At 69.4% G+C, this 12,016-nt stretch carries 7 protein-coding genes; 2 read left to right on the top strand and 5 right to left on the bottom strand.

All coding sequences use genetic code 11. The features are described 5' to 3' along the window. Positions 1-6: 6 nt before the first annotated feature. The gene (locus tag E5S69_RS25170; protein WP_171517175.1) at positions 7-1,857 is read left to right on the top strand and encodes a pseudouridine synthase; all 1,851 of its coding nucleotides are present in this window, start codon (positions 7-9) and stop codon (positions 1,855-1,857) included. A gap of 131 nt (positions 1,858-1,988) precedes the next feature. Here E5S69_RS25170 and def read toward each other — a convergent pair whose 3' ends face one another. From def to smc, 4 genes are all read right to left on the bottom strand, one after another. Next, complete coding sequence (gene def / locus E5S69_RS25175; RefSeq protein ID WP_171517176.1) at positions 1,989-2,522, bottom strand: peptide deformylase; 534 nt, start codon at positions 2,520-2,522, stop codon at positions 1,989-1,991. Positions 2,523-2,536: 14 nt separating this feature from the next. After that, positions 2,537-4,666, bottom strand: coding sequence for an NAD-dependent DNA ligase LigA (ligA, locus tag E5S69_RS25180; RefSeq protein ID WP_171517177.1), 2,130 nt, complete (start codon positions 4,664-4,666; stop codon positions 2,537-2,539). Between the two features lie 12 nt (positions 4,667-4,678). Then, complete coding sequence (locus E5S69_RS25185) at positions 4,679-5,998, bottom strand: cell division protein ZipA C-terminal FtsZ-binding domain-containing protein (protein WP_171517178.1); 1,320 nt, start codon at positions 5,996-5,998, stop codon at positions 4,679-4,681. A gap of 106 nt (positions 5,999-6,104) precedes the next feature. Continuing rightward, positions 6,105-9,620 carry a chromosome segregation protein SMC gene (gene smc, locus E5S69_RS25190; RefSeq protein WP_171517179.1) on the bottom strand — a complete coding sequence of 1,172 codons (3,516 nt, stop codon included), beginning with the start codon at positions 9,618-9,620 and terminating at the stop codon, positions 6,105-6,107. A gap of 429 nt (positions 9,621-10,049) precedes the next feature. Between smc and E5S69_RS25195 the strand changes: the two genes are divergently transcribed. Further along, positions 10,050-10,877, top strand: a complete 828-nt coding sequence (locus E5S69_RS25195; RefSeq protein ID WP_171517180.1) for a ferritin-like domain-containing protein — start codon at positions 10,050-10,052, stop codon at positions 10,875-10,877. 11 nt (positions 10,878-10,888) lie between these two features. On the opposite strand, the gene E5S69_RS25200 is transcribed toward E5S69_RS25195, so the two are convergent. Beyond that, positions 10,889-11,854: a DMT family transporter gene (locus tag E5S69_RS25200; protein WP_171517181.1), complete on the bottom strand. Its 966-nt coding sequence runs from the start codon at positions 11,852-11,854 to the stop codon at positions 10,889-10,891. Positions 11,855-12,016 lie beyond the last annotated feature (162 nt).

Below are 12,016 nucleotides of genomic sequence, written 5' to 3' on the forward strand. Positions count from 1 at the left end.
CAACCTATGACCGACAGCAATTCGCCGAAGCGCAAGACGCTAGGCATCAAGGCCGCCAGCGATACCGGCACGGCCGCGCGCAAGACCGGCACCCGCCCCGTGCGCGTGTCCGACCTGAACCGCAAGCGCGTACAGGCCGTTTCCGAAGGGATCAAGCGCGCCCAGCATCGTGCCGGCGGCAAGACCGGCAGCGGCGCGGCCCAGGGCGAAGCGCAGGGCCAGCCGCGCAAGCCGCGCCCGCCGCGCCCCGCTGACGCCGAACGCCAGGCACGCCCGCGCCGCCCCGAAGGTGGCGAGGCGCGCCCCCGCCGTTTCGGCGATGACGACAACCGTCCGCGCCGCTATGGCGACGATCGCGGCGAAGCCCGTCCGCGCCGTTTCGAAGGCGGCGAAGCGCGCCCGCCGCGACGTTTCGGCGACGACGACAACCGTCCGCGCCGCACTGGCGACGATCGCGGCGAAGCCCGTCCGCGCCGCTTCGAAGGCGGCGAAGCGCGCCCGCCGCGACGCTTTGGCAACGACGACAACCGTCCGCGCCGCACCGGCGACGATCGCGGCGAAGCCCGTCCGCGCCGCTTCGAAGGCGACGAAGCGCGCCCGCCGCGACGCTTTGGCAACGACGACAACCGTCCGCGCCGTTTCGAAGGTAGCGAGTCGCGCCCGCCCCGACGTTTCGGCGAGGACGACAACCGCCCGCGTCGCACTGGCGACGACCGCGGGGAAGCCCGTCCGCGCCGTTTCGAAGGCGCCGACTCGCGCCCGCCGCGCCGCTTTGGCGAGGACGACAACCGCCCTCGCCGCACTGGCGACGACCGCGGAGAGGCGCGTCCGCGCCGCTTCGAAGGCGCCGAGTCGCGCCCGCCGCGCCGCTTCGGCGATGACGACAACCGCCCGCGCCGCTTCGAGGGCGACGACAGGCGCCCTCGCCCCGCGCCGTCGGGCGAGCGCCGCCGCGAGGGCACGGCCCCGGCACGCCGCTTCAGCGACACCGCCGACCGCATCCGCCCCGCTGGTCCGGCCCGCCCGCAAGCGCCGGCTCCGCGCCGCGACACAGCACCGGCGCAGCGCGACGAATCCAGCCACGACGATGGCCTGGTGCGCCTGTCCAAGCGCATGTCCGAGCTTGGCCTGTGCTCGCGCCGCGAGGCCGACGAATGGATCCCACGCGGCTGGGTGCTGGTCGACGGCAAGCCCGTGACCGAACTGGGCAGCCGCATCCGCCCCGACGCCGAGATCGAGATCCTGCAGGAAGCGCGCTCCGAGCAAGGCGAGCGCGTCACCGTGCTGCTGAACAAGCCGGTGGGCTATGTTTCCGGGCAGGCCGAGGACGGCTACGAGCCCGCCGCGGCACTGTTTACCCCCGAGAACCAGTGGGAAGGCGATCCCACGCGCAAGCGTTTTGCGCCGTGGCAGCGCAAGAACCTGGCACCCGCGGGCCGCCTCGACATCGACTCGACCGGGCTGCTGGTGCTGACGCAGGACGGCCGCGTCGCGCGCACGCTGATCGGCGAGGATTCGAATGTCGAGAAAGAATACCTGGTGCGCGTGGTCTGGCACTCGCCGCAAGGTCCGGTCGAGCGCAACATCAGCGCGGAATTCCCCGCCGATGACCTGGAACTGCTGCGCCACGGCCTGTCGCTCGACGGCGTCCCGCTCAAGCCCGCCAAGGTCAGCTGGCAGAACGAAGAGCAGTTGCGCTTCGTGCTGCGTGAAGGCCGCAAGCGCCAGATCCGCCGCATGTGCGAACAGGTGGGGCTGCAGGTGGTGGGCCTCAAGCGCGTGCGCATGGGGCGTGTGGTGCTGGGGGACCTGCCGCCGGGCAAGTGGCGGTTCCTGGGGCAGTTCGAGAAGTTCTGATGTGAAAAAGCGGCCGGGATGGCCGCTTTTTTTTGAGGGGTCGTGGCAAGTCAGTCGCCACAACCTCATCCCGTACCGATTGCGTGCTCCCTCTCCCGCGAGCGGGAGAGGGAGCCAACCATCGCCAGGCGTCAATCGTCGCTGTTCGCCGGCAGCTCGGGAAACAGCACCTCGGTAAACCCGAACTGCCGGAAATCCCTGATCCGCATCGGATAGAGAATGCCCTGCAAATGGTCGCACTCATGCTGCACCACGCGCGCATGGAAGCCTTCGGCCACGCGTTCGATGCGGTTGCCCATCAGGTCGTAGCCGCTGTACTTCAGCCGCAGGTGCCGCGGTACCACGCCGCGCACCCCCGGCACCGACAGGCAACCCTCCCAGCCGTCTTCCATCTCGTCTGACGCCATGTCCAGCAACGGGTTGATCAGCACGGTCTTGGGCACGGTGGGCGCGTCCGGATAGCGCGGGTTGCGGTCAAAGCCGAAGATCACCACCTGCAGGTCCACGCCGATCTGCGGCGCCGCCAGGCCCGCGCCGCTGGCGTGGTCCATGGTGTCGAACATGTCTTCGATCAGCGTGCGCAGCTCCGGCGTGTTGAAGCGCTCCACCGGCCGCGCCACCTGCAGCAGGCGCGGATCGCCCATCTTGAGAATCTCGCGGATCATGTCGTGTCCCCCGGTTAGTCTTGGGCTCGCGCCGCGCCCACTTCAGCCAGCAGCGCGAGCATGCCCGCCTCGTCCAGCACTGGCACGCCCAGTGCCTCGGCCTTGTCGAGCTTGCTGCCGGCCTCGGCGCCGGCGATCACATAGTCGGTCTTCTTCGAGACCGACCCCGCCACCTTGGCGCCGGCGGCTTCCAGCAGTTCCTTGGCGTCTTCGCGCGACAGCGTCGGCAGCGTGCCGGTCAGGACAAAGGTCTTGCCCGACAGCGGCGCTGGCGCCCGCGCCACCGGCTCGCTTTCCGCCCAGTGTACGCCGGCGGCGCGCAGCTGCTCGATGACCTCGACGTTGTGCGGCTCGGCCAGGAAGTTGGCGATCGACTGCGCCACCACCGGGCCGACATCGTTGACCTCGAGCAGCGCAGCTTCGTCCGCCGCCATCAGCGCATCCAGCTTGCCGAAGTGTTTGGCCAGGTCCTTGGCGGTGGCTTCGCCCACGTGGCGGATGCCGAGCGCGAAGATAAAGCGGTTCATGGTGGTCGCGCGCGACTTGTCGATCGCCGCGACCAGGTTGGCCGCCGACTTGTCCGCCATGCGCTCCAGCGCGGCCAGCTTGACCACGCCCAGCTTGTACAGGTCGGCCGGCGTGCGCACGATGCCGTGGTCGACCAATTGCTCGACCAGCTTGTCGCCCAGGCCTTCGATATCCATGGCGCGCCGCTGCGCGAAATGCAGCAGCGACTGCTTGCGCTGCGCCGCGCAGATCAGGCCGCCGGTGCAACGGGCAATGGCTTCGTCCTCGAGCTTTTCGATATGCGAGCCGCACACCGGGCAGGCGGTCGGCATCACAAAGGCGCGGGCATCCGCCGGGCGGCGCTCGGTCACCACCGCGACCACTTCGGGGATCACGTCGCCGGCGCGGCGCACGATCACGGTGTCGCCGACATGCACGTCCTTGCGGCGGATCTCGTCCTCGTTGTGCAGCGTGGCATTGGTCACGGTCACGCCGCCGACAAACACCGGCTTGAGCCGCGCCACCGGCGTGATCGCGCCGGTGCGGCCGACCTGCACCTCGATGTCCTCGACGATGGTGGTCATCTCCTGCGCCGGGAACTTGTGCGCCAGCGCAAAGCGCGGCGCGCGCGAGACGAAGCCCAGCCGCTCCTGCTCGGCCAGCGCATTGACCTTGTAGACCACGCCGTCGATGTCGTACGGCAGGTCGTCGCGGCGCTTGCCGATATCGCGGTAGAAATCGAGCAGGCCCTGCGCGCCCTTCACCACCGCGCGGTCCTTGCACACCGGCAAACCCAGCGCGGCAAAGCCATCGAGCATGGCGCCGTGGGTCGGCGGCCGCTCCACGCCCTGCAGTTCGCCCAGGCCGTAGGCAAAGAACGACAGCGGTCGCTTCGCGGTGATGCGCGGATCGAGCTGGCGCAGGCTGCCGGCGGCGGCGTTGCGCGGATTGACGAAAGTCTTCTCGCCGGCCTCGGCCTGGCGCGCGTTGAGCTTGTCGAAATCGCGGCGGAACATGAAGACCTCGCCGCGCACTTCCAGCACCGCGGGCGCCTGGCCGCGCAGCTTGAGCGGGATCGCCTTGATGGTGCGCACGTTGACGGTGACGTCCTCGCCGGTCTCGCCATCGCCGCGCGTGGCGGCCTGCACCAGGCGGCCATCCTCATAGCGCAGCGACATGGCTAGGCCGTCGAACTTCAGTTCGCAGGCGTACTCGACCGCGTCGGCGGCGCTGAACAGGTCGGCCTCGCCCGCCGCGGGCGCGCTGCGACCCAGGCCTTGCGCGCAGCGGCGGTCGAAGCTCAGTACGTCTTCGTCGGCGAAGGCATTGTTGAGCGACAGCATCGGCACGCGGTGCCGCACCGAGTCGAACGCTGACAGCGGCTCGCCGCCGACGCGCTGGGTCGGAGAGTCCGGCGTCTGCAACTCGGGATGCTCGAGCTCCAGCGCCTGCAGTTCGCTGAACAGCGCGTCGTATTCCGAATCGGGAACGGTGGGCGCATCCAGCACGTAATACTGGTAGTTGTGGCGGTCCAGTTCGTCGCGCAGCCAGGCCACGCGTTTGGCGGCGGCCGCGGGCGGCAAGGCGCCGACGGGCGCGGAGGCATCTGCCTGCGCGCCGCGGTGTGTTGCGGTCATGGCAGCCTCCGGCTAGTGGCTGAACAGGCGCAGCGCCACCGACGACCCGGCCGGCATGCCGCGCGCTTCCAGCTTGTTGTACAGCGTTTCAAGCTGGCTGAAGATGGCGACGAACGAGGCTTCGGTCAGCGGCCGCATATTGTCGTCGACCAGTTGCGCGCCCATGCGCTGGGCCAGCGTGTGGCCGTACTCGCACACCGTCTTGAACGGCCTGGCGGCCTGGTCGGCCACCGGCACGTCGAGCAGCAGTGTGATCTGGCGGCCGGCCTTGACGGTCAGGTCGTCGCGCAGGAAGTTGGTGTCGCCGAACTGGAGCGTGAACAGCGGGCGCTGCACGCCCTCGGCATTGGCCTGGTAGCGGATAAAGCGGGTGCCGTCGCGCGACAGCACCAGCCCGTCCTGCGTCGCCACGTTCTGCACATAGGCCGCCGACCACGGCGCGCCGTCGGAGATCACATTGACGCCCAGCTGCACGTCGCAACCGGCGGCAAAGCTATCCAGCTCGCGCGCGTTGGCCACGGTCTCGGCCATGTCCGGCAGGTCGGCGGAGGCGTCGAGCGACTCCGCCAGCGACTCCACCGCGGTGACGAATTCCGAGAACTCCAGCGCGTTGAGCGGGCCGCCGCGGTTGGCCAGCTGCACGCCGACCTGAAGGTCTTCGTACTGATGGCCGGCGGTGACGGGTTCCCAGGCGTTGGCTTCGGCGCGCAGGCCTTCGATATGGACCGGCTTGGTGCCGGCGCGGCGCAGCCGGCCGGTCAGCGGCAGGATGCGGTCGCCGGAGGCCTTGCGCTCCAGGTGCAGCGGCACGATGCAGTCGATCAGCGGATCGACCACCGCCGGTGCGGGCTGGCCATCCGGTACTGCCGCGACCGGAGCCGGAGCCGGAGCGGGGACAGGCGCGGGCGCCGGTGCCGGCGTCAGCTCGGCTTCGGCCTCGTCGGCTTCAGGCGCATGCGACGCGGCCGCGACGGCGACTTCCTCGGCGACGGCTTCGTCGGCATCGGCCGTGCTTGCGGCGGCGGCAGCGGCCGCGGCGGCGTGGTTGTTGTCACTGACCGCCGTGGCGCCGGCCCTGGCCGGCGCCTGCGACAGCGTGGGCTCGCGCCGCGGCGGCTGTTCGGCGGTGGCTTCGTGCAGGCGCGCGGCGGTCTCCGGCGCGGTGCTCTGGCCGACCACCGGCTCGCGCATCGGCGCCACGTCGTCTTCCGGGCTCAGCGCCCGCGGGCGGCGCGCCTTGCGGATCTGCCACTGGTTGTAGCCGAACACCAGTACCACGAAAACCAGGCCCGCGACGATCAGCGCGGTCTGCAGGTCCATGTTGAGCTTCATGCTGCAATCTCCAAAGCGCCCATATTGATCACAGCACGGTGGTGTCGGTTGCCCGCAGCATGCGCGGACGTGCGCCGCCCCGCTGCGCGGGGCTCCTGCCTACTGCTCATGCTGCCTCCGCCATCGAAACCGCCGCGTCCATATCCACGGCCACGATCCGCGAAACGCCTTGCTCCTGCATGGTCACGCCAATGAGTTGATGAGCCATTTCCATGGCGATCTTGTTATGTGAGATGAAAACGAATTGGGTCTTGTCCGACATGCGCGCCACCATATTGGCGTAGCGCTCGGTGTTGGCGTCGTCCAGCGGCGCGTCGACCTCGTCCAGCAGGCAGAACGGCGCCGGGTTCAGCTGGAACATGGCAAACACCAGCGCGATCGCAGTCAGCGCTTTTTCGCCGCCCGACAGCAGGTGGATGGTCGAGTTCTTCTTGCCCGGCGGCTGCGCCATCACCTGCACGCCGGCGTCGAGGATCTCCTCGCCGGTCATGATCAGGCGCGCCTGGCCACCGCCGAACAGCGACGGGAACAGCTCGCCGAAATGATGGTTGACCTGGTCGAAGGTGCCCTGCAGCAGCGCGCGGGTCTCCTGGTCGATCTTGGCGATCGCGTCCTCGAGCGTGCCGATGGCATCGTTCAGGTCGGCCGACTGCGCGTCGAGGAAGGTCTTGCGCTCGCGCGCCGCGGCCAGCTCGTCGAGCGCGGCCATGTTGACCGGGCCCAGCGCGTTGATGGCGTTGTTGATGCGCGTGACTTCGCCCTGCAGGTACGACGGCTTCAGGTCGCCGGTCAGCTTGTCGGCCAGCGCGGCCTCGTCCACCTCGGCCGTGGCCAGTTGCTCGCTGAACTGCTCCTGGTTCAGGCGCGCGGCCTGTTCCTTGAGCTGCAGCTCGGTGATGCGGTCGCGCAGCGGCTGCAGGCTGCGTTCGGCGGCCAGGCGCTGCTCGTCGTGCTGGCGCAGCTGGGCCGACAGCGCATCGAGCTCGGTACGCGCGATGGTGAGCTTTTCTTCCTTCTCGGCGCGGCGTTCCAGCGCTTCCTGCAGGCCGGTATGCGCGGTCTGCTCGTTGATGGTCTCGAGCTCGGCGCGGGCGTTCTCGAGCGATTCGGCGATACGCTCGGCCTGGTCGGCGGCCACCTGGATATTGCGGCGCAGTTCGTCGATGCGGCTGGCCAGGTTGCGCTCGGCAAACAGCGCTTCCTGCGCGGCGCGCTCCAGGTCGCGCAATTGGTGGCGCGCGCCCGAGAGCTTGCTGTCCAGCGCCTCGAAGGCCATCTGCTGGTCTTCATGGGTGGCCTGCATTTCGGCCAGCGCGGCGTCGTGCTGTTCGAAGCTGGCTTCGGATTCGGCACGGATCGCACGCTGCTCGTCGATCTGCGCGTGGATCTCTTCCAGTTCCTCGCGGATCTGGCCGCTGCGGGCGGCATAGCGTTCCATCGCCTGCGACAGCTTGAGCACGTCCATCTGCAGCGCATGCACGCGGCGGGTGGCCTGCTCGGCGCGGGCGCGGGCCTCGCCCAAACCCTGGCTGGCCTGCGTGTAGGCCGCTTCGGCGCGCACCGCGTCGGTCTTGGCCTGGTCGGACAGCAGCAACTGCGCGCGCGCCTGCTTCTGCAGGTTTTCGATTTCCTGCTCGCGCGCCAGCATGCCGGCCTGCTCGGAATCGGCGGCGTAGATCTGGATAGCGTTGCGGCCCACCAGATGACCCTCGGCCACCACGAACGAGGCGCCATCCGGCAGCGTGTTGCGCGCGGCCAGCGCCTGCGCCATGTCGGTGGCGACATAGACATCGGCCAGCCAGTCCTGCATCACCGCGCGGATGCCGGGCTCGGTGATCTGCACCAGCGCCATCAGCGGGCGCAGGCCGGCGGGCGTTTCCAGCGGACGGGCCGCGGCCGGCGGCGAGTAGAACGCCAGCTTGGCCGGCGGCGCGTCCGACAGGAAGGCCTTGACCCAGTCAAGGTTCGACACTTCCAGCGCGGCCAGTTTTTCGCGCAGCACGGATTCGAGCGCGTTTTCCCAGCCCGGCTCGATATGGACCTTCTTCCACAGGCGCGGCAGCTCGGCCAGCTCATGCCGGGCCAGCCACGGCTGCACCTTGCCGTCGGTCTGCACGTTTTCCTGCAGCTGGCGCAGCGCCGCCAGGCGGGCCTCGAGCGTGGCAATGGCGGCGGCTTCGCTGTGCACGCGCGCCTGCGCGGCGCGGCGCGCTTCATCCAGGCGCGGCACGCTGTCTTCGGCATCGGCCAGCACGGCCTGGGCTTCCTCGACCAGCGCCTCCTGCTCGGCCAGTTCGGCGCGGGCCTGCTCCAGGCGGGTTTCGTCGGGACGGTCCAGGCCCTTGTCTTCCGCCGACAGCCGTTCGCGGCGCTGTTCCAGCTGCTGCAGCATCTGGTCGGCGCTGCGCTGCTGCGCGGCTTCCAGCTTCAGCGCCTGCTCGGCCTGCATGATGCCGGCGCGCTGCTCGTTGAGCAGCTGCTGGGCGTCGCGCCATTGCGCTTCCAGCGTCGGCAGTTCGTCGTTCTGCTGGGCCACGGCCTCTTGCGCCTCGACCGTGCGGCCTTCGGCCACGGCGAGGTTTTCCTCGGCCTGCGCGAGTTCGTCGGTGGCCTGTTCCGCCTTGCCCTGCCACTGCTCGCGCTGGGTGGTCAGTGCCGCGATCTGGGCCTGCACGCGGTTGCGCGATTCCACCACGTAGCGGATCTCGGCTTCCAGCTTGCTGACTTCGGCATTGGCCTCGTACAGCGAGCCTTGCGCGGCGTGCATGCCGTCGGACGCGGCATAGTGCGCCGCGCGCAAGGTTTCAAGCTCGGCCTCGACGTGGCGCAGCTGCGCGGTCTGCGCTTCCAGGTCGATCTGGGCCTGCTCGATGGCGCGCTGGTGGCGTTCCTGCTCCTGCTGGGCCTCGCGCTTGCGCAGCAGCCACAGCAGGTGCTGCTTTTCTTCGCCGTCGGCCTGCAGCGTCTTGAAGCGCTGCGCCACTTCGGCCTGGCCTTCGAGCTTTTCGAGGTTGCTGCCGAGTTCGCGCAGGATGTCTTCGACGCGGGTCAGGTTTTCGCGGGTATCGGACAGCCGGTTCTCGGTCTCGCGGCGACGTTCCTTGTACTTGGACACGCCCGCCGCCTCTTCCAGGAAGATGCGCATGTCATCGGGCTTGGCCTCGATGATGCGCGAGATCATGCCCTGGCCGATGATGGCGTAGGCGCGCGGGCCCAGGCCGGTGCCGAGGAAAATGTCCTGGATGTCGCGCCGGCGCACCGGCTGGTTGTTGATGTAGTAGGACGAGGTGCCGTCGCGAGTCAGCACGCGCTTGACCGCGACTTCGGCGTACTGGCTCCACTGGCCGGCGGCGCGGCCTTCGGCATTGTCGAACACCAGTTCGACGCTGGCGCGGCCGGCCTGCTTGCGCGCGGTGGAGCCGTTAAAGATGACGTCCTGCATGGATTCGCCACGCAGCTCGGAGGCACGTGACTCGCCCAGCACCCAGCGCACCGCGTCGATGATGTTGGATTTGCCGCAGCCGTTGGGACCGACGATGCCGACCAGTTGGCCTGGCACCTGGAAATTGGTGGGATCGACGAATGACTTGAAGCCCGCCAGCTTGATCGAGGATAGTCGCACGGTTTCTCGTGTGGTATCGGCCACTCCGGCATGAGCGCGGCGGCGGCCTGGTATCGGGGCTATTGCACTATTCAGGAAAGCCAGGCTGCGCGGGAGCCGGCCCGGCGTGACGCCAGCACCTCAAAACACCCCTCCAGCCCGAGAATTGGGGCTAATCATACCATCGCAGATGCCTTCGCCGGCCCGTTTGGGGGTGGTCCGGAGTACGGGTCGGCGCGTCGATTTCCCTTGCATTTCCGCCCCTTACAAGCCATTCCGCAAGCACTTTGGCAGGCCCGGCATGCGCTGTCGGCCGCCGCCGATGCGCGGCGGCTGGGAAACTAATCAGGGTAAATGCTAGTCTCTGCTCTGTCGGCGTGACTCGGGATGCCCTCGGAGCCGCGCACCATGAACGCCCCTCGCGCCTATGGCCAACCAGGAGGACAGAGCATGAGTGAACCGTCAGCGGCCGCCCGGCCGTGGTCTGTCAGCGACATCAACTACGAGGCGATCGACGTCGAACGCGTGCGCGGCGATCGCGACCTGTTCTACCTGCTGGTGTCGGCCTCGTTCATCGAGAGCGGCTCCGACACCTATGCCGGCAACCTCGCCACCTACTACGCCGGCGAGCCGGACGCGGCCGGCTGGCTGGCCGAGCACTGGGAAGCCGAGGAACTGCAGCACGGGCTGGCGCTGCGGCGCTATGTCGAGCAGGTCTGGCCCGAATTCGACTGGGCGCGCGGCTATGCGCGCTTCTTCGACGAGTACAGCAAGACCTGCTCGATCGACCAGTTCGAGCCCACCGAGGCGCTGGAGATGGCGGCCCGCTGCGTGGTGGAGACCGGCACCGCGGCCTACTACCGCGCGCTCGAGCAGGCCAGCGACGAACCGGTGCTGCGCGACCTGACGCGGCGCATCTCCAACGACGAGGTGCGGCACTACAAGCACTTCTTCCGCTTCTTCAACCGCTTCGCCGCAGCCGAGCGCGTGGGCCGGCTGCGCGTGCTGGGCGCCCTGGCGCGCCGGCTGCTGGAGATCAAGAACGAGGACGCGGCGATCGCGCTGCGCAATGTGCTGCGCATGGAACGCGGCGTCGAGTCGGTCTCGGAGGCGGAAGTGCGCGCGCTCAATACGCGCGTGTCAGGCGTGATCCGCCGCAACATCCCCATCGAGATGACGGTGAAGATGCTGCTGCGGCCGCTGCACCTGCACCGCGGCGTCGAGCTTGCGGTGCGGGCGCCGCTGGTGGCGATGGTGTCGCGGGTCATGCTGCACTGACCCGCGCCGGGCTAAGGGCAAGCCGCCGCCTCGGCGCCGGCCGCCGCGGGCGCGGCGCGGCTGCGGTGCACCAGCCCGGACAAGGCCCCGGCCGCGATGATGCACAGGCCGCCCGCAGCCTCCTTCCAGCTCAGCATTTCGGTCGCCAGCCACCACGACGACACCGCGGCGATAACGATCTCGAACAGCATCAGCAGCGACACGCGGTTGGCCGGCAGCCGCTGCAGCCCGTACTGGACCACCGAGTTGCTGACCACCAGCACCGCCGCCAGCCCCAGCACCAGCATGGCCGCGCTGACCTGCGCACCGGGGACGATGGCCACCGACGGGCCATCGAGCAGCAGCGCGGCGGGCACGCCCACCACGGTGCAGCCGAGATAGACCACCACCGTGCGCACGCGTGCGTCGGTGTCCGGAAAGCGCTGTCCGGCGCGGCGCGACAGCACGTTGTTGACGGCAAAGCCCATGCCGCCGATCAGCCCCGACCATTCCGCGGCGGAGCCCGGCAGCGGCACGCCGACCGCGGGGGTCCACAGCATCAGCCCGGCGCCGAACAGCGCCAGCCCCACCAGCGACAGGCCGGCTGCGGACAAGCGCTCGCCCAGGAACAGCCGCGCGAACAGCGCGGTCCAGACCGGGGTCAGGTAGAACAGCAGCAGCACGCGCATCACATGCCCGTTGACGCTGCCCCAGACAAAGCCGGCGTTGGTCACGCCCGCCGCCAGGCCGATCGCGACGAACAACCAGTGCGGCCGCAGTCCGGTCAGGTGGCGGCGGAAGGCCAGCAGCGACAGCACCGCCGCGACCGCGCTGACCAGCGCCGCGGCATGCATGCCGCCCAGGCCCCAGCCGGCCAGCACACGGTATGGGAACCAGGCGATGCCCCACACCGAGGCGCCGATCAGGATGGAAAGCGATGCCTTGACCGCATGCCGGTCGGCCGGCGCCAGCGGCGCCGTCACGATATTTGTGCTCATAAAGGGAATCGGTGCGAGGCGAGCCGGCCGCCCGCCAGGCGCGGCAGGCAGCGTCCGGACGGCGCCGGCGGCATCACCATGGCGTGATGCCCGCCATCCGTGCCGGCCCAACCTCGCCAAAGACCGCCTGGCGGGCCGGGAGCGCGCACGGAATCCCGCGCC

The sequence above is a fragment of the Cupriavidus necator genome (genome assembly GCF_013141915.1).
GTDB classification, from domain to species: Bacteria; Pseudomonadota; Gammaproteobacteria; order Burkholderiales; family Burkholderiaceae; genus Cupriavidus; species Cupriavidus necator_B.

Coding starts and splice junctions, on each gene's coding strand:
- def (WP_171517176.1), bottom strand. CDS start 2,522: ATGATCCGCGAGATTCTCAAGATGGGCGATCCGCGCCTGCTGCAGGTG.
- E5S69_RS25170 (WP_171517175.1), top strand. CDS start 7: ATGACCGACAGCAATTCGCCGAAGCGCAAGACGCTAGGCATCAAGGCC.
- E5S69_RS25195 (WP_171517180.1), top strand. CDS start 10,050: ATGAGTGAACCGTCAGCGGCCGCCCGGCCGTGGTCTGTCAGCGACATC.
- E5S69_RS25200 (WP_171517181.1), bottom strand. CDS start 11,854: ATGAGCACAAATATCGTGACGGCGCCGCTGGCGCCGGCCGACCGGCAT.
- E5S69_RS25185 (WP_171517178.1), bottom strand. CDS start 5,998: ATGAAGCTCAACATGGACCTGCAGACCGCGCTGATCGTCGCGGGCCTG.
- ligA (WP_171517177.1), bottom strand. CDS start 4,666: ATGACCGCAACACACCGCGGCGCGCAGGCAGATGCCTCCGCGCCCGTC.